This window comes from Kushneria indalinina DSM 14324 (assembly GCF_003385845.1).
Classification (GTDB): Bacteria; Pseudomonadota; Gammaproteobacteria; order Pseudomonadales; family Halomonadaceae; genus Kushneria; species Kushneria indalinina.
Window position 1 is genome coordinate 1,199,425 of record NZ_QRDJ01000006.1, and the last position, 18,153, is coordinate 1,217,577.

Annotated in this window: 17 protein-coding genes; 4 read left to right on the forward strand and 13 right to left on the reverse strand. The window is 61.5% G+C overall.

Annotated elements, in window-relative coordinates; all coding sequences use genetic code 11:
* From C8D72_RS05645 to C8D72_RS05665, 5 genes are all read right to left on the reverse strand, one after another.
* Complete coding sequence (locus tag C8D72_RS05645) at nucleotides 1-519, reverse strand: tripartite tricarboxylate transporter TctB family protein (protein ID WP_115853363.1); 519 nt, start codon at nucleotides 517-519, stop codon at nucleotides 1-3.
* A 16-nt stretch (nucleotides 520-535) separates the two neighbouring features.
* The gene (locus tag C8D72_RS05650) at nucleotides 536-1,480 is read right to left on the reverse strand and encodes a Bug family tripartite tricarboxylate transporter substrate binding protein (RefSeq protein WP_115853364.1); all 945 of its coding nucleotides are present in this window, start codon (nucleotides 1,478-1,480) and stop codon (nucleotides 536-538) included.
* A gap of 63 nt (nucleotides 1,481-1,543) precedes the next feature.
* Complete coding sequence (kdgD, locus tag C8D72_RS05655) at nucleotides 1,544-2,455, reverse strand: 5-dehydro-4-deoxyglucarate dehydratase (protein ID WP_115853365.1); 912 nt, start codon at nucleotides 2,453-2,455, stop codon at nucleotides 1,544-1,546.
* A 120-nt stretch (nucleotides 2,456-2,575) separates the two neighbouring features.
* Nucleotides 2,576-3,700, reverse strand: a complete 1,125-nt coding sequence (locus C8D72_RS05660; RefSeq protein ID WP_115853366.1) for an L-talarate/galactarate dehydratase — start codon at nucleotides 3,698-3,700, stop codon at nucleotides 2,576-2,578.
* A 161-nt stretch (nucleotides 3,701-3,861) separates the two neighbouring features.
* On the reverse strand, nucleotides 3,862-4,956 hold the full coding sequence (locus tag C8D72_RS05665) for a LacI family DNA-binding transcriptional regulator (RefSeq protein ID WP_115853367.1): 1,095 nt from the start codon (nucleotides 4,954-4,956) through the stop codon (nucleotides 3,862-3,864).
* 258 nt (nucleotides 4,957-5,214) lie between these two features.
* Here C8D72_RS05665 and C8D72_RS05670 point away from each other — a divergent pair, with 258 nt between their 5' ends.
* Nucleotides 5,215-6,168, forward strand: a complete 954-nt coding sequence (locus C8D72_RS05670) for a tripartite tricarboxylate transporter substrate binding protein (protein ID WP_115853368.1) — start codon at nucleotides 5,215-5,217, stop codon at nucleotides 6,166-6,168.
* A gap of 77 nt (nucleotides 6,169-6,245) precedes the next feature.
* Here C8D72_RS05670 and C8D72_RS05675 read toward each other — a convergent pair whose 3' ends face one another.
* The 8 genes from C8D72_RS05675 to C8D72_RS05705 form a co-directional block, all read right to left on the reverse strand.
* Nucleotides 6,246-6,779, reverse strand: a complete 534-nt coding sequence (locus C8D72_RS05675) for an Ldh family oxidoreductase (RefSeq protein WP_245955157.1) — start codon at nucleotides 6,777-6,779, stop codon at nucleotides 6,246-6,248.
* Nucleotides 6,780-6,810: 31 nt separating this feature from the next.
* Nucleotides 6,811-6,966 carry a hypothetical protein gene (locus C8D72_RS17590; RefSeq protein ID WP_211308765.1) on the reverse strand — a complete coding sequence of 52 codons (156 nt, stop codon included), beginning with the start codon at nucleotides 6,964-6,966 and terminating at the stop codon, nucleotides 6,811-6,813.
* Complete coding sequence (locus C8D72_RS05680) at nucleotides 6,963-8,477, reverse strand: tripartite tricarboxylate transporter permease (protein ID WP_115853369.1); 1,515 nt, start codon at nucleotides 8,475-8,477, stop codon at nucleotides 6,963-6,965. Before C8D72_RS05680 ends, C8D72_RS17590 begins: the two co-directional genes overlap by 4 nt.
* Nucleotides 8,478-8,511: 34 nt before the next feature.
* Entirely contained in the window at nucleotides 8,512-9,009 is a 498-nt protein-coding gene (locus C8D72_RS05685; RefSeq protein ID WP_115853370.1) for a tripartite tricarboxylate transporter TctB family protein, read from the reverse strand.
* 91 nt (nucleotides 9,010-9,100) lie between these two features.
* The gene (locus C8D72_RS05690) at nucleotides 9,101-10,045 is read right to left on the reverse strand and encodes a Bug family tripartite tricarboxylate transporter substrate binding protein (protein ID WP_115853371.1); all 945 of its coding nucleotides are present in this window, start codon (nucleotides 10,043-10,045) and stop codon (nucleotides 9,101-9,103) included.
* Nucleotides 10,046-10,076: 31 nt separating this feature from the next.
* Nucleotides 10,077-11,420 carry an enolase C-terminal domain-like protein gene (locus C8D72_RS05695; protein ID WP_115853372.1) on the reverse strand — a complete coding sequence of 448 codons (1,344 nt, stop codon included), beginning with the start codon at nucleotides 11,418-11,420 and terminating at the stop codon, nucleotides 10,077-10,079.
* 391 nt (nucleotides 11,421-11,811) lie between these two features.
* Nucleotides 11,812-12,609 carry an NAD-dependent epimerase/dehydratase family protein gene (locus C8D72_RS05700; RefSeq protein WP_115853373.1) on the reverse strand — a complete coding sequence of 266 codons (798 nt, stop codon included), beginning with the start codon at nucleotides 12,607-12,609 and terminating at the stop codon, nucleotides 11,812-11,814.
* Between the two features lie 114 nt (nucleotides 12,610-12,723).
* Nucleotides 12,724-13,620: a TRAP transporter substrate-binding protein gene (locus C8D72_RS05705; protein WP_245955158.1), complete on the reverse strand. Its 897-nt coding sequence runs from the start codon at nucleotides 13,618-13,620 to the stop codon at nucleotides 12,724-12,726.
* Between the two features lie 260 nt (nucleotides 13,621-13,880).
* On the opposite strand from C8D72_RS05705, the gene C8D72_RS05710 reads away from it, so the two are divergent.
* Genes C8D72_RS05710 through C8D72_RS05720 form a run of 3 tightly spaced genes read left to right on the forward strand, consistent with a single transcriptional unit; the run spans nucleotide 13,881 to nucleotide 18,098 of the window.
* On the forward strand, nucleotides 13,881-14,423 hold the full coding sequence (locus C8D72_RS05710) for a TRAP transporter small permease (protein WP_115853375.1): 543 nt from the start codon (nucleotides 13,881-13,883) through the stop codon (nucleotides 14,421-14,423).
* Nucleotides 14,417-15,712 (forward strand): TRAP transporter large permease, encoded by a 1,296-nt coding sequence (locus C8D72_RS05715; RefSeq protein ID WP_115853376.1) that lies wholly within the window; start codon nucleotides 14,417-14,419, stop codon nucleotides 15,710-15,712. The genes C8D72_RS05710 and C8D72_RS05715 overlap by 7 nt, the downstream gene beginning before the upstream one ends.
* A gap of 10 nt (nucleotides 15,713-15,722) precedes the next feature.
* A complete protein-coding gene (locus C8D72_RS05720) occupies nucleotides 15,723-18,098 on the forward strand; it encodes a glycoside hydrolase family 31 protein (RefSeq protein WP_115853377.1) in 2,376 nt (791 codons plus the stop codon).
* Nucleotides 18,099-18,153 lie beyond the last annotated feature (55 nt).

Sequence of the window (18,153 nt, forward strand, 5' to 3'; positions counted from 1 at the left end):
TCACACCCCCATCACGCCGATGGTGGGCAGCACGATTTCGAACCCCACCGAGAAGATCAAAAAGATGGCAACGGAGACCGTTGCAGCGAACAGCGCCAGCATGAGCACCCGGCCGATGGCGATGCTCTCACCGCGCTGGCGTGACAGCACGCTGACGATAGCCACACACAAAAAGAGAAACAGCGCCGTGGAGATGACATAGCCCAACGGCTCCAGCAGCATGGCATAGAACACCAGCAACAGAGCCACGGCACCCCAAGCCACCACCGGCACCCAGGCCGGCGCAGTGGCCTCTTCATTGGTGGCGTCACGCGTCAGCAACGTGCCCGCGATCAGACCGCGAACCATCGATATCAGCAACAAAAGGACAATGGCTGACGATATGGCCCGTGGGAAGAACGCGGGAGAGAGACTCCCCCCCGCGGCATTGGCCGGCAGATGCCAAGCCTGCTGCAGAAACCAGCCTGCCAGCGCCAGCAGCACCAGATGGAAAAGCGCATCGCTGCGTGTTTTGACCATGGAGCCTCCCGGTTCCTTACTGACGAATGGCCTGGGCTTCTTCGATCAGCGGTTTGGAAGTCCTCTCGACAAACTGATCCAGTTCGTCGCCATACAGGGGGCTGATATCCGAGCCCATGCTTTGTGCGGCCTTCTGGAACTGCGGATCCTCCACGGCCTGCTTGACCGCCTCGACCCACTTCGCCTCGATCTCCGGATCAAGCCCTTTCGGTGCGGCAATGCCACGCCACTGCGCCAGCTCGAAGTCGTAGCCGGCCTCGGTCATGGTGGGTGTATCCGGCAGTGCCCCGCTACGCTCTTCGCCTGTGCTCACGATGGAGACCAGCCGATCGCCGTTGATGGCCGACACCACCTCGGAGGGATTGAGCACCACGCCGTCGATGTGGCCGCCCATGGCCGCAGAGACCGCTGCCGAGCCGCTGTCAAACGGGATGACCTGCATCTCGATCCCCAGCTCCTCGCCCAGCATCAGGGTCATGATATGCGTTGATGACCCTACGCCGGAGGCCCCCATGCGCAGCGGCTCACCGGAGGCCTTGCGCTCGGCAATCAGGCTTTCCAGGTCCGACCAGTCGTCATTGGGACGCACTGCCATGACGTAGGGCTCGACCAGCACGCGCGCGATATAATCGAAATCATCCTTCGTGAAGGCGACGTTCCCCAGTCCTTCCAGCGTAAAAGTGGCGTTGGTCGGAATGGTAACGGTATAACCATCCGGCTTTGAGGCGATCGCGCGCGAAAACCCCACGGCACCGCCGCCGCCCGAGATGTTGCGCACCACGATGGTGGTGCCCAGCGCCTTTTCCAGTGACGGCTGCAGGGCACGTACCACGTTGTCCGCGCCGCCACCAGCCGACCAGGGCACGATGAATTCGACGTTTTTGGACGGATAATCGGCTGCCATTGTCATGCTGCTGGACAGCAGCGTGGCAGCACCCAGTACACTCAGTAGTTTTTTCATGTCATCGATCTCCTCGACTGCCCGCGCAGGCCATGGCCCGGACGGGCAGGCAGTCGTGAATGGTTAACGAACACGCTCAATCAGCACCTTGAGTTTCTCGACTTCTTCAGCATTGGGCATGGTCAGCGGCGCACGAACGTTGCCCCCCGGGTAGCCCACCTGAGCCGCACCGGCCTTCACCAGGCTCACGGCATAGCCACGGCACGTGTCGCGCAGGGCCACAAACGGAATGAAGAAGTCATTTGTCAGACGAGCCACGGTCTCGTGATCGCCGGCACGCAGGGACTTGTAGAAGTGCACGGCCATTTCCGGCACGAAGTTGAACACCGCCGAGGAGTAGGTATTCACGCCGATGGAGAGATAGGCTTCGGCAAAGATTTCCGCGGTCGGCACCCCGCCGATATAGATCAGACGATCGCCGACGGTCTTGATGGTGACATTGAGCGACTGCATGTCGCCGCGCCCATCCTTGAGCCCGATCAAATTGGGGCAACGATCGGCCAGCGCCTTGACGGCCTGGGCTTCCAGCGCGCCGTTGGCACGGTTGTAATAGATGACGTTGAGGCTGGTGGAGTCACAGATTGCGGCAGCGTACTCGACGATGCCTTCCTGCGAGCACTCGGTCAGATAAGGCGGCATCAACAGGATACCATCAGCCCCGGCGGCTTCGGCAGCCGCAGCATGGGCCTTGGCCATGGTGATGCTCTGGCCGGCGCTGGCGATGACGGGCACACGGCCGGCGGTCTCTTCCACGGCGACCCGCACGACCTCACCGAACTCCTCAAGGCCCAGGTTGAAAAATTCGCCCGTACCGCCGGCGACAAACAGCGTGGAGATCTCGTACTCAAGCAGCCATGCAATGCGACGACGATAGCTTTCGGCATCAAATTGACCATCGCTGTCAAAGTCCGTGACCGGAAAGGAGAGCAGGCCATCGCCTGCGGCACGCGTAACGTCAGCTCGTGAAAACGTCATAAAGGGTCCTCTGGATTGGCCTGCTCCACCACGCGGTGAAGCGATGTCAGCTACTTTGTCATACATCATACTTTTAAAGCCATTATACGAAGGGCATAGTTCGCCCTTCGTATTTCCCGCTCAGGCAGTAAAGGTCTGATGATTGATTGTCCACTGGCGCGCCTGCTCGGTCAGGGTAATGCCAAGGCCCGGGCGGTCCGGCACGATCATGCGGCCATCACGGGTTTCGAGGACCTCATTGAACAGCGGCGCCAGCCAGTCAAAGTGCTCGACCCACGGCTCGGTGGGATAGGCCGCCGCCAGGTGCAGGTGAATTTCCATGGCAAAGTGCGGCGCCAGCTGCAGCCCGGCCTGAGAGGCGAGCGTGGCAAGCTTCAAAAACTGGGTAATCCCGCCAATGCGCGGGGCATCAGGCTGGATGATGTCGGCGCTGCGGTGCTCGATGAGTTTCACGTGCTCGGCAACGCTTGAAAGCATCTCACCGGTGGCGATTGGCGTATCCAGCGCCGCGGCCAGTGCGGCATGGCCTTCGGCGTCGTGGGCATCCAGCGGCTCCTCGATCCACACCAGCTCGTATTTCTCCATGGCGCGACCAAAACGCAGCGCGCTGGCGCGGTCCCACTGCTGGTTGGCATCCACCATCAGCGGCACGTTGTCACCGATGTGGGCGCGCACCGCGGCCACCCGTTCCAGGTCGATGCGCATGTCGGGCTGGCCGACCTTGATCTTGATGCCGGCGATGCCGCTTTCCAGCGAGTGCGTGGCGTTTTTGAGCACCTCATCGATGGGCGTGTGCAAAAAGCCGCCCGAGGTGTTGTAGCACTGCACCGAGTCGCGGTGCGCTCCGATGAGCTTGGCCAGCGGCAGACCGGCACGCTTGGCCTTGAGATCCCACAGACCGATATCGACCGCGGCGATGGCCTGGGTCGACACCCCGCCCCGCCCGACCGATGCACCGGCCCAGACGAGCTTTTGCCACAGCTTGTCGATGTCGTTGGGATCTTCACCGATGATCGCCGGGGCGATTTCACAGGCGTGGGCGTACTGGGCATAGCCCCCGGCCCGCTTTGAGTAGCTGAAACCGATGCCGGTGTGGCCGTCACGCGTGGTGATCTCGGCAAACAGGAAAGAGACTTCGGTCATCGGCTTTTGCCGTCCGGTCAGCACCTTGGCATCGCTGATGGGCGTGGCCAGCGGCAGCAGGACGTGAGAGAAGGTGATCGAGGTAATGGCATCAAAGGACATGGGGACTCCAAAGGCACGTGGACCGACCCGGGACGAGGCTGCGGCCTGATGATGTTAGCGCTATCATTTCGCGCCAGACAATGCCTCATGTCAACCGACACCAAGGTCTAATTCCGGAAACGCCACTACCGCGATATCCAGACGACGAGCGCCGGACTTCCTTACGACCGGGGAGACAGCGTGGTCTGGCGCGCCACGATCTCAAAGCCGACATCGACAATGTCATGGGCGGGATCAGGGCTGCCGGCGCCAAAGCGCTGCAGAAGATGTGCCGCGGTCAACCGCCCGATTTCGGCCCCATCAATGCGCACCGTACTCAGTGCCGGCCAGGTGGCGGCGGCAAAGCTCATGTCACCAAAGCCCATCACCGCCAGCGCCTCCGGAATGGCCATGGCACGACTCTGCGCCTCGGCAATGACGCCCATGGCCAGCGTGTCCGAACTGCAGAAAATCGCTTCGCAGTCGGGCATCCCGGCCAGCACGTTCGCGGCGGTCGTACGTCCGCCGACCAGGGTTGCCGGTATTTCCGCCCAGTGCGTGGTGACCTTGATGCCGGCGTCCGGGCGGGCCTTTTGTTCAGCCAGGATACGGGCGTTGAAGCCTTCGGCGCGCTGATGAGAGCGCGGGTCATCGGCCATCGCCTGCCCGAAGCGCTGATAACCACACCCCAGCAGATGGTCGGCGACCGCCTCCCCCACCGCGTGATGGGAAAAACCGATCAGCATGTCCAGCGGATCATCACTCATGTCCCAGATCTCGACTACCGGGATACGCGCCGCACCGAGCCGCTGCCGCGTGGCCTCGGAGTGACGGGTACCGGCCACCACCAGCGCATCCGGTCGCCGGCTCAGCACGGTCTCCACCACCGCGGCTTCCTCCTCGGTCTGGTAGCCGGTCAGCCCCAGCAGCACCTGATAGCCCTCCACCGCGAGCGTATCGGTAATCGACTGCACCACATCGGCAAACAGTGAGTGCGCCACGGTCGGCACCAGCACCGCGACCATTTTACTGCGACTCGATGCCAGCGCGCCCGCCACGCGATTGGGCACGTAGCCGGTCTCGATCACGGCGCGCTGCACCCGCTCGCGGGTACGCTCGCTGACAAGTTCCGGCTGGTTGAGGGCCCGCGACACGGTCATGGCGGCCACCCCGGCCGCGGCCGCCACATCGCTCAGACGCACGGCGCCGGTCGCGCGCGGGTTGTCACGACCGCCGTCGGCCGCCTTGTCAAAGCGGGAATCGGGAAAACGTCCCATGCATCTCTCCAGCAGAACCTCAAAAACACAGCGAGCGCCATGTTACAGCCAGGACGTCCGTCCGGATAATACCGTTTCACCCCACCTTACTGCCCCACGCCACTTTCTCTGTGCTGGAGCTTGCCCTGCAACGATAGTCGAAATGATAGCGCTAACAAAACCTGCGTAAGATGGCGTCGTTGATCGAAGGCACCCCTGGGCGAGGATGACACTGCCTGGCGGTCGTCATGTCTTTACCCCGAGAGGGAATTGCTGCACATGAAAAAGACACTATCCGTACTGATCATGGCCACGGCCATGCCGGCAGCGGCCTGGGCGGCCGACTACCCGACCAAAAATCTCGACATGCTCATTCCCGCCTCCCCGGGCGGCGCCGCCGATACCCTGATGCGGGCCCTTCAACCCGGGCTTGAATCAAGCCTGGGGCGGACCATCGTGGTGCGCAACATGGGCGCCGGCGGCGGTGCACTGGCACTGACCCGTACCGTCACGGCCAAACCCGATGGCTACACCCTGACACTGGCCAACAATCAGAACTTCACTCTGGAGGGCCTGGGCAACGTCGACTTCAAGTATCAGGATTTTGACTATCTGGCCCGTGTTACCGAAGAGCCCTACCTGCTGGTCAGCAACAACAACGACCAGTGGCAGGACGCTGAAGGCCTGGTGGCGGATCTCAAGGAGAGCGGCAAGCCGCTGCAGGTCGGCACCTCCGGGGTGGGCTCGTCCACCTACGTGGTGGCCTCGATGCTGGGCAGCCAGCTGGGCGTTACGGTTCAGGTCGTGCCCTTTGACGGCGGCTCACCGGCCATTTCGGCGTTGATGGGCGGTCATGTAGACGCCGTGGTGGTCAATCCTTCCGAGGTGCTCTCCCAGATTCGCGGCGACCGATTGCAGGCAGTGTTGTCCACCGGTAGCCAGCGCAGCGAAATGCTGCCCGACGTCAAGACCATGCAGGAGCAGGGCTATGATCTGGCGGTCAGCCAGTGGCGCGGCATTGCCGTGCCCGCCGGCGTCAGTGACGAGGTCGAAGATGCCTGGGTCGAGGCGGTCAAGCAGGCCATCGAGGCACCGGAGTTCAAGCGCTTTGCCGAAAGCACCGGCGTTGAGGTCAGTCCATTGTTTGGCGAGGAGCTGGACGCCTACGTCACCGAGATGGCCGAGGTCATGATCCCGGCCTCACGCAAGGTCGCAGAAGACAACAATCAGTAGTTAAAACAACCAATAATTACAACAATCGGTCCGCCGGTCCGTTGCGCCGCCCTGTCGGGCGGCGCCTTTCAAATCGGTCAGGGCAGTGTCCCGTCACTCGCCAGCCGCTGTACTTCCATCCAGATGTCCGGGTTGACCACGACATCGGTCGTGTTGTGACGCCGATGAAAGGTGGCCGCCCCCGGCCAGCGCACTGCCCGGCCGGACTCATCCGGCGTCGCCTGCGACAGGTGGGCTGTCATGTCATCCACCATCGCCCGACAGGCATCGATGCCGCCAAGCTGGTCGGGATCAAATACCATGAACACCTGTGAACTGCCACCGCCGCTGCCCCGTTCGACTCCGTCGATCGCATGCGTTGCCCGCCCCTGCGACAAAAGTGCTGCCATGGCATCAAGCAGAATGGCCAGCCCCGAACCTTTCCAGTAACCGGTGGGTAGAATGCGTCGAGTGGCCTGAATGACCTCCGGATCACGAGTGAGCTGTCCGCTGTCATCGAACCCGCCATCCACCGGCAGCTGTTCGCCGCGTTCCTTCAGCACACCCAGACGGCCATAGGAGAACTGCGACATGGCCATATCCAGCACCAGCGGCGCATGACCGCCAGGCACGGCCATGACCAGCGGGTTGTTGCCGATGCTCTCACTGCTTGCGCCCCAGGCCGTGAGAGTTCACCCCATCGCGGGTGCTTTCGGCGTGAACCCGGGCACACGCGGTCGCATCCTCCGGCGCAAGCCCCGCGCGCAGCAGGGCCCGCTCGATCACCTCGTGCAGGATCTCAAGGGTAACAGTGGTCATTCTCCTTTCTCTGACGATGTTGCAGGAACGCGCCTGGTGCGGTAGTTCTGCCACAGCGTCAGCGCCAGCAGGCCCACGGCAATGACCAGAAAGGTCAGGCTGATGGGCCGGGTGAAAAACGGCGTCCAGTCACCCTCGAAGGCCTGCAGCCCGCGGCGCAGGTTGGATTCAGCAATCGGTCCCAGTATCAGCCCCAGAATGACCGGTGCGGTGCCAAAGTCATAGCGGTTGAGGAAATAGCCCAGAATGCCGAAGCCCAGCATCAGATAGAGATTGAAGACATCCCCATCAACGCCGTAAACGCCAATGAAACACAGCACCAGAATGGCCGAGAGCAGCTGCTTGCGCGGCACCATCAGCACGCGAATGAACAGTTTGATGCCCAGACACATGATCAACAGCATGAAGATGTTGGCCACCAGATAGGCCAAAAAAATGCCGTAGACGATGCCGCTTTGATCATCGAACAGCATCGGGCCGGGGGTTACCCCCTGAATCATCAGACCGCCGAGCAGCACCGCCGTGGCGGCCTCGCCCGGAATGCCCAGCGCCAGGGTCGGAATCAGGGCGCCACCCAGCAGGGCATTATTGGCACTTTCCACCGAGACAATGCCCGGTGCATGACCGGTGCCGAATTTTTCGGGATGCTTTGAAAAGCGCCGCGTCTGATCATAGGCCACCAACGAGGCAATGCTGCCGCCGGCGCCGGGCACGGGGCCGACGACCGACCCGGAAAGGATACCGGCCAGCAGCGCGCGCCAGTTGCGCAACGTTTCCATAAATCGCGGGCGGGCTACATCGATGCGATGACCGCTGTCCTTCAGGCGCTGATTCGGATCGTACTCGAAGGCATCCTTGAGCACCTGGGAGACAGCAAACAGACCGATCAACGCCGGCAGCAGATTGATACCGGTCAGCAGCGACAGCTCACCGAAGGTGAAACGGTCCACCCCGGTGATGGGGTCCGTGCCGATGGTAGAGACGAAAAAGCCGAGCAGCCCGGCAATCAATCCCTTGAGCAGCGATTTACCCGCCACCGAGGCGATAATCACCAGCCCAAAGACACTCAATGAGAAGTACTCGGCGGCCCCGAAGCGCAACGCAAAGTCTGCAATCGGTGGGGCCAGCAGGCTCAGGATCACCATACTGGCGACCCCGCCGAAAAAGGAGGCCACGATCGAAAGCCCGAGCGCCCGACCGGCTTCGCCCTTCTGGGCCATGGGGAAGCCATCAAAGGTGGTCGCCACCGAGGAAGGCGTGCCCGGAATATTGAGCAAAATGGCCGGAATCGAACCGCTCGCGCCGGCGCCGCACAGTGCGCCCAGCATCATGCCGATTCCCATGACCGGCGGCATGCCAAAGGTCACCGGCAGCAGTAGCGCCACTGCCATGGCAGACGTCAGCCCGGGCAGCGCCCCCATGATGATGCCCAGTAGCGTACCGCCGGCGATCGCCAGCAGCGTGCCAAACTGCAGCACCATACCCAATCCATCGAGATAGCCGGCAATCATGAAACGCTCCTAAGGGTCGTACAGTGACGAGACGTCAGCCCGGTAGCGGGATCTCGAACAGCTCGGTAAAGACGTAAAAGATGACCACGGCCAGTACGGCGGCAAAAACGGCCGCGCCGGCCAGACTTTTGGCGCGCCGGGCGTTCGTCAGCTCACGCCAGGTACCGCCGGTCAGCAGCAGCCCGACCACGCAGGCGAAGACGAATATTGCCGTACTGACGATATAGCCCAGCCGCTCAAAAATGAGGATATAAACCAGCGCCAGCGCCACGATCAAAAGCCACTGCGCCACACCTCGAGGGGCACCGGTGCGCTCGCCATCAGTGCCGGCAGCCTGCCATTCACGGAAATCCTTGATCAGACACGGCACGGCGAACAAAAAGACCAGTGCCGAAATCAGCATGGGGAAAAAGGCCGGCGACAGATCGCCGACGATCTCGATGTTGGGCAGCGTCATCGAGACGGCAAAGGCAGCGGCCGAGGCAACTACCAGCAGCAGGTCGAACAGCGGCTTGCCGATATCACGTTGCATGATTCAGGGCTCCATCACTGAAGATCCGGGCGACGGCCGCCGCCCGGATCAAAGTGGCACCCCGCCATCGTGTGGCGGCGTGCCCAACGCGTTACTTCGCCAGATCACCGGCGGCTTCACGCATGACATCCGCCGAGTTATCGATGAAGGTATCGAGTTCGTCACCATAGAGCGGCGACAGCTGCGTGCCGAGGTTGGCAGCCGTTTCTTCGTAGGAGCCATCGGCCACGATCTGTTGAATGGCCTCGACCCACTGCTGCTCGACCTCTTCCGGAATGCCCTTGGGCGCTGCAATACCGCGCCATACCGTCAGCGTCAGGTCATAACCCGCCTCCTGAAAGGTCGGCACGTCGGGCAGCGAGTCGCTGCGCTCGGCATAGCTCATGGCCAGCCCCGTCAGGCGGCCGGACTCCAGCGCCGAGCGCAGTTCGGAACCGCCCAGCACGACCGCATCCACGTGGTTGCCCATGGCCGCGGAGATCGTCTCGGAGCCGCCGGGATAGGGAATAATGTTGAAGTTTGCCCCGGTGCGATTCTGCATGGCGACCGCGGCAATGTGCGCCGAAGAACCGACGCCCGAGACGCCGACCCGAACACGGGTACCATCCTTTGTGGCCTCGACCAGGCTTGCCAGATCGGTGTACTTGTCGTTGTCGCCGACTGCAATCACGTAGGGCTCTTCGATGACCTTGGCGATGAAGTCAAAGTCATCGTGAGTGAACGCCACATTGCCCATGGCCTCAAGCGTCAGCATGGCATTACTGGCCGCCAGCATGGTGTAGCCGTCAGCGTTTGATGCAGCGACCCGGGATGTGCCGACGGCCCCGCCGCCGCCGGCGATGTTACGGATGACCAGGTCCTGGCCCAGCTGCTTCTCGAGCAGCGGCTGCAGGGCGCGTACGAAAGTATCGTTACCGCCACCGGCAGAAAACGGCACGATCATGTCGACACTTTTAGTGGGATAGTCGGCCGCCATTGCCGAACTGCCCAGCACCATCGTGGCCGCAACGGTCAGCGTACTCAGTAATTTTTTCATGATGTCCTTCCTTGTCGTGTTCAGACGGTAGTCAGCGCACCAGAGCCGGGCGCTTGGGGTCGAACGTCCAGCCGTCAATCAGGTACTGCATGGCCATGGCGTCATTGCGCGCGCCGGCCGGCAGGGCGCGATAGAGCGCATTGGCCTTCTCGATCGCCTCCATGTCGAGCTCGATACCCAGCCCGGGCGCATCGGTAACCGCCACATGGCCATCGATGATCTCGGGGGACTCACGAGTCAGGCGTGCATCGCCTTCCTGCCAGATCCAGTGGGTGTCCAGCGCCGACACCGATCCGACAGCCGCTGCGCCCACCTGGGCGAACATGGCCAGCGAAATGTCGAAGTGGTTGTTGGAGTGCGAGCCCCAGGTCATGCCGTGGTCGGCACAGAGCTGGGACACTCGCACAGCGCCAGAGAGCGTCCAGAAGTGCGGGTCCGCCAGCGGGATGTCCACGCTGCGCAGCATCAGGGCGTGGGCCATCTCCCGCCAGTTGGTGGCCACCATGTTGGTTGCAACCGGCAGCCCGGTGGCATGACGAAATTCCGCGAGAATCTCGCGACCGGAGAAACCCTCTTCGGCGCCGCAGGGGTCCTCGGCATAGGCGAGCACGCCGTGAAGGTCCTTGCACAGGCGAATCGCCTCCCGCAGGGACCAGGCGCCGTTGGGGTCGATGGTGGTACGCGCTTCGGGAAAGGCTTTCGACAGCGCCGTGACGGCCTCGATTTCCTGCTCGCCGGGCAGCACACCGCCCTTGAGCTTGAAGTCGCGAAAGCCGTAACGGTCCTGGGCGGCCTGGGCCATTTCCACAATGCGCTCGGGCGTCATGGCGGCCATGTCACGCTGGCGATACCAGTCGTGCGACTGATCAGGCGTTGACTGGCGATAGTCCAGCGGCGTTTTGTCACCGTCACCGACGAAAAAGAGATAGCCCAGCACCTCGACGCTGTCGCGGCGCTTGCCCTCGCCCAGAAGTTCGGCCACCGGCACGCCCAGATGCTGGCCCATCAGGTCCAGCAGCGCCGCCTCAAGCGCTGCCACGGCATTGACGCGCAGCTCAAAGGTCCAGGCGCCCTTGCCGAAGTCGTTGAAGTCAGCACGCTGACCGCTGGCCGCAAGTGACGACACCATCGAGCGCAGCTTGCCCAGCGACTGGCCTTCCACGACCTGGCGTGCCTGCTCGAGCGAGCGCTGAATGGTCTCGCCACCAGGGGCTTCCCCAACGCCGACGCGCCCGGCGCTGTCTTCCAGAATCAGGATATTGCGGGTAAAGAACGGGGAGTGAGCGCCGCCCACGTTGAGCAGCATGCTGTCACGCCCGGCCACGGGAATGACCCGCATGGATACGATGGTGGGTGTCTCGGTATGTAGCGCCATGGCAGCTCCCTGGTGGATGAAACTCTAGCTGGATGTCGACTTGTCAGTTACTGCACGCGCCCATCACGGCCCCCTCCTGAAGCCTTGATTGACCGTGTGCGGTGGGTCTGACAACACCTCTGTTGCAGCATTGATGCCTGGAAGCCTCAACCAACAGATACGGTTGCCAGGGTGTCATACATCATACTTTCTGAACTACGCGACCTTGGTCCATTGAACTTTGGACACAGGCGCTCGACCCGGCTCGATGCGAACATCGGGGCGATGGAAAAAAGCAGCCGTGGTCAAAAACGCCCATGAAAAAGCCTGCCCCACAGGCAGGCTTGAAGGAGGCGCCCGACACCCTCATCGGGCGCCGGCCCTTTGAAAAAGGCATCCGACAGGCATTACATCAATCGTCAGGATGGCCGGTACTGGCGAATTTGCCTCCCTGGTAGACCACCGTCGGATCATCGGGGTCGATCTCGCCGGCCGCCGCTTCGGTTTCCGCGCGCCACGGCTCGGAGCTGTCCTTTGGCACCCAGCCCAGAAACGAGGATTTGCGGTTGTCCCACCAGCGCTCGCTGTTGTCCGAAACCCCATAGATCACCGTGCAGCCCAGCTTCGGCGCCACAAACGCCCGCTCCAGCAGCGCCACGAAGTCCTCCACGCTCATCCAGGTGGCCAGCATTCGGGTATCGGCCGGCTTGGGAAAGCAGGAGCCGATCCGCACGTTGAGGGTTTCGACGTTGAACTTGTGGTAGTAAAGGCTGGCGAGATCCTCGCCAAAGCATTTGGAGACCCCATAGAGCGAATCGGGCCGGCGCGGGGAGTCGGTATCGATAAAGGTCGTGCGCGGATAGTAGCCGATGGTGTGATTGGAGCTGGCAAACACAACCCGCGGGCGGCCGTGGTGTCTGGCGGCTTCATACAGGTTGTAGGTGCCGATGATGTTGGCCTGCAAAATGCTCTGCCAGGGGCTTTCCACCGAGATGCCGCCCAGATGCACAATGCCGTCACAGTCACGCACCAGTTCACTGACAGCGTCGGCGTCGGAGAGCTCACAGCGCACGACCTCTTCGTTATCCTCGTTTTTTTCCAGCTCGACGATATCGGACAGTCGCACATGACGGGCCAGCCGCGACAGATGCGGGCGCAGGGCCTGACCCAGCCCGCCGGCGGCACCGGTTACCAGAAGACGATTGAGCACGGTATTCTCCTTTGAGAGATTAATAGACGAACGCCGGAAACGGCTCCCCGGTTCAGTACGCCATGACCCGACGCCTGCCCTGCCGTTCGGGCGCTCGCGCCAAAAGCACAGCACTTACACCGACAGACGCTCGATGTCCTGAATCACTTTTTCAGACTGCGCCGACTGTGAGGCGATTTCATTACGAAGCGGCCGGGTTCTGTCGGCAAACAGGGCCTGGTCGACGTCAATGAATTCGACGCCCATCTCGGCTTTTGCCGTGGCGACCGCCTGTTCGCTCGCGTTTTCCCAGACGCCCTTTTGAAATATCATTGATTCATGCGCCGCCTGATAGAGCGCGTCGCGGTGCGCACTCGACAGGCGCTCGAGCGTTGCCGTGGAAATGACCAGCATGTCGGGCACCCGCGTGTGCTCATCAAGCGTGAAAAACCTGGCAACTTCGCCGTGCCGAGCCGTGACCAGCGCCGTGGGGTTATTCTCGGCAGCGTCAACGACGCCCTGCTGCAGGGCGGTATACAGCTCACCGAAGGACAAGGGGGTCGGGCTCGCGCGCAGCAACTGCGTCATGGCAATCGCCGTGGCACTGGGCTGAACCCGAACCTTCATGTTGTAGAGATCATCAGGGGTTCTGATCGGACGGGTGGCATAAAAGCTGCGCGCGCCGGAATCATAAAAGGTAACGCCCTCGAATCCTCTGCTGCGCGAGGCCTGAAAGATTTTTCGACCGATGTCGCCGGTCATCGTCTGATAGAAGTGATCCCGGCTGGTGAACAGGTAAGGCACATTCAGGACGGAATAAACGGGGTCAAAGGCTTCCAGCTCGCTGGCATTGGTTTTGGCCATGTCCAGAATGCCGCGTTGTACCAGCTCGACGGATTCGCGCTGCGTTCCCAGCTGTGCCCCGGGATAAATGCGCACCCTCACGGCCCCATTGGTCAGTTCGGCCACGCGCTCCCCCATCATGGTCATGGCCTTGTGCACGGAGTGATCGGTGGTCAGATTGTGACTCAAACGTAATTCATGCGACCCCGATTGTGCCGCCCAGGAAGGCGTCATTTTGCCTAAAAGCAGGGCTCCAGCCGTCAGCGTGCAGAATTTACGACGATTGATCACGCGGCCGGACTCCTGAAATAGTGCCATGATGGTTCGAAAGCTAATCAGTCAATGTCGCCGCCGTCAAAGCGACCAATGTCCAGGTTGATGCCCGTGACATATCCCGACATGCTGCGTCTGATCAGCCGAGGTCATACATCATACATGGAGAAGACCTGATGCCCTTTTCTCAGGGGTTTTTTCTCGCACTGAACAGGGTATCCTCCTTTCTTGATCGTCTTCTGGGCATCATGCTGATCTGCCTTTTTTTCCTGCTGGTCCTGGTGGTCACCGTTCAGGTCGGCAGCCGATATCTTACCGATTCCCCCACCACTGCCACCGATGAAATGGCCCGCTTTGCCCTGATCTGGCTGGGGCTTATGGGCGCGGCCTACGCCTCGGGCAGGATGCGCCATCTTTCCATTGACCTGCTTCCCGACGCACTGCCCTGGCCCACAAGGCGGTGGCTTCTGTTTTTCCTGCAGCTGCTGGTTTTGTTTTTTGCCGGCTACATCATGCTTTATGGCGGTGGGAGCCTGGTCATGACCACGCTTTCGACCGAACAGACCACGCCCATGCTGGGGTGGCACATGGGCTGGATCTATCTGGCCCTGCCGTTGTCCGGGGCCTTTATCGTCTTCCATGCCTGCCTGCAGATGCTTCGTCTTGCCGGCTCAAAAGATGCGCCGAATCAACACAAGGAAGATGACACATCATGGTGATCGAAGCCGCCATCCTGTTCGGGGTGTTCTTTCTTCTGATGGCGCTGGGGTTGCCCATCATTTATGCCCTTGGCCTGGCATCAATGGCCACGCTGTGCACCACCTTCCCGCTGGAGACCAGCGCCTATGTGGTGGCCCAGCGCATGCTGGCAGGGCTGGACAGCTTTACGCTGCTGGCGATTCCGTTTTTCATCCTGGCCGGCAGCCTGATGAATCACGGCGGTATCGCCATCCGCCTGATTGACCTGGCAAGGCTGATCGTGGGGCGTCTGCCGGGCGGCCTGGCCCACTGCAACGTGGTGGCCAACATGCTGTTTGGCTCCATTTCGGGCTCGGCCGTGGCCTCCTGTGCTGCCGTCGGCAGCGTCATGACCCCGCTTCAAAAGCGCGAGGGCTACGACCCCGGCTATGCCGCAGCCGTCAATATCGCGTCCAGCCCGGCCGGGCTTCTCATTCCCCCCAGTTCCACCTTCATTGTCTACTCGCTGGTTTCCGGTGGTACGTCGATTGCGGCGCTGTTCGTGGCCGGCTATCTACCGGGGCTTTTAATGGGTCTTGGCCTGATGGTGGTCGCCGGTATCATTGCCAAACGCCGCGGCTATCCGACCTCTCCACGCCCCACCGGCCAGGACGTCGTGACCACGCTCTTGCATGCCATCCCCTCGGTACTGCTGATGGTGATCGTGATTGGCGGCATCATCACGGGCGTTTTTACAGCGACCGAAGCGTCGGCCATTGCGGTGGTGTATACGCTGATCCTGACCATGGTTGTCTATCGCACCGTGTCCTTTCGCACCCTGCCAAATATCGTGCTGGATGCGGCCATGACCACAGCCATCGTACTGCCGCTGATTGCCGTTTCCGGCGCCATGTCCTGGTCCATGTCGCTTGAAAGCATTCCACAGCAACTTTCCGATTTGCTGCTGGGTCTTTCCGATAATCCGCTGGTCATTTTGCTGCTGATCAACCTGGTGATTCTGTGCATCGGCATGTTCATGGACATCACGCCGGCGCTGTTGATTTTCACGCCAATCTTTTTGCCCATCGTCACCCAGTTCGGTATGGACCCCGTCCATTTCGGCGTGGTGTTGACCTTCAATCTGTGTATCGGCATCTGCACGCCCCCTGTGGGAAGCGCCCTTTTTGTGGGAAGCTCGATTGCCGGTGTGCCGATCAGCAGTGTGGTTCGACCGCTGCTGCCGATGTTTTTAATGCTGTTCGCGCTGCTGCTGGCAATTACCTATATCCCTCAGATCAGCCTTGCGCTGCCCAATCTGCTTTTGAATTAACGAGGTCCACATGCGCTTTCTGTCCGACTGGTCACTTCATGAGGTCATGGCAGATCGCCTCATCCTCGAGACCGGCAAGCACCATATGGTGCTTTTCCCGCTGGCGGCCAATCTCGTTCGTGTCTTCGTCTACCGCCCCGAACAACCGCGCCCGGCCAATACCTGGTCGATCGACCCGCTGGGTGATCTCCCCCGCGAGGGGCGCCATCGCCTCTCGAGCGACGGGTTCGAGACACCGCAGTGGCGCTGGGAGGAGACCGCTGATGGCCTTGTCATCGAGATGGAGAACCTGCGCCTGACCGTACACCGCCCCCTGCGGCTGGAGTGGTCGATTCGCTATCAGAGCCAGTGGATTACCGTGGCCCGCGATCGACCCACCGGCGGCATCGCGGTTGCGCGTCACGGTCTGGGCGTCGAGCATTACATGACGCGCAGCAGTGATGAGCGCTACTACGGACTGGGCGAGAAAAGCGGCGATCTGGAACGCTCCGGCCGGCACTTTGAAATGCGAACCCTGGACGCCATGGGCTATCGCGCCGATCGCACCGACCCACTCTACAAACACATCCCCTTTACGATTACCCGCACGGCCGAGGGCCTGTCCTATGGCCTCTTTTACGACAATCTATCGACCTCGCGATTTGATCTGGGCAACGAGCTTGATAACTATCACCCGCCCTATCGAGCGTTTCGCGCCGAGGACGGCGATCTCGACATGTGGTTTCTGCTCGGACCCGACATCCTTGATGTGGTCAAGGGCTTTACCCGGCTCACCGGCGGGGTCGCCTTCGGCCCGAAATGGTCGCTGGGTTATTCGGGCTCGACCATGCACTACACCGACGCGCCCAATGCCCAGGAGCGGCTTGGCGAGTTTGTTGATCTGTGCCAGCAGCACGCCATTCCCTGCGACTCGTTCCAGCTCTCCTCGGGCTACTCCTCGATCGGTGCCAAGCGCTACGTCTTTACCTGGAACCGTGACAAGGTACCGTCGCCCCAGGCCATGGTGAAGCGCTTCCATGACGCCGGGATGCGGGTGATCGCCAATATCAAGCCCTGTCTGCTCACAGACCATCCGGCCTATGACGATGTCGCCGACCAGGGTCTTTTCGTCGCCGATTCCGATACCGGCACGCCGGAAATCTCGCCCTTCTGGGACGCCGATGGTTCCCATCTGGATTTCACCAACCCGGCCACCCAGCAGTGGTGGCAGGACAATCTCACGACGCAGCTGCTCGAGATGGGTGTGGACAGCAGCTGGAACGACAACAACGAGTTCCAGATCATCGATCAGCAGGCGCGCCTGGCAGGCTTTGGCACACCGCTAACCGCCTCGGTCGGCAAGCCGGTGCTGTCGCTGCTCATGGTACGGGCCTCTCATGACGCCCAGGCGCGCCACGCGCCGGACAAGCGTCCGTTTCTGATTACCCGCTCGGGCGGACCGGGGCTGCAGCGCTATGCCCAGACCTGGACCGGCGATAACCGCACCGAATGGCGCACGCTGCGCTACAACCAGCGCATGGGGCTGGGCCTGGCGCTGAGCGGCATCTCCAATATCGGTCACGATGTCGGCGGCTTTGCCGGCCCGCGCCCGGATGCCGAACTCTTTATCCGCTGGGTGCAAAATGGCGTCATGCATCCGCGCTTTACCATTCATTCATGGAATGACGATGGTACGGTCAACGAGCCCTGGATGTACCCGGAGGCCGTGGATGCCATACGCCAGGCCATCGAGCTGCGCTATCGCCTGCTGCCCTATCTCTACACCCTGCTGTGGCAGGCCCATGTCGATCACGAGCCGATGATCCGCCCGACCTTTCTGGATCATGAGCACGATACGACAACGTTTGAGGAAAACGATGAGTTTCTGCTCGGCCGGGATCTGCTGGTCGCCACGGTCATCGAACCGGACGCGCGCAGCCGCACGCTCTACCTGCCGGACAATCACGAGGGCTGGTACACCTTCGAGGGGGACCAACACTTCGCGCCCGGTACCACCGTTACGGTGGACGCCCCGCTGGAGCACATGCCGATTTTTGTCCGTGCCGGCAGTGTCATTCCCACCTCCGAGCGCATCGCCCATGTCGATGCCGAACGCGACACGGCCCGCGCGTTGCGACTCTATCCCTTTACCCGAAAGGGTCAGCGCACCGTCACGATCTTTGAGGACGACGGCGAAAGCCATCTCGATCAGGGCCCGGGCACGCTGGTCATGACGCTGGAACTGGCTTGCGACGAAAAAACCATTCACCTGAACTGGCAAACGCAGGGTCACTACCGCCCCGCCCATGACAGGCTGCGCATCGAGCTGCCCACCGATGACCGGCGCGCACTGTTCGTCAACGGCCAGCAGGTGACCCCGGGAGATTCGGTAGCGCTCGAGTCCTGATCACATCGGCACGACGAAAAACGTTCGACAAAAAAGAGGCTTTTGAAAAGCCTCT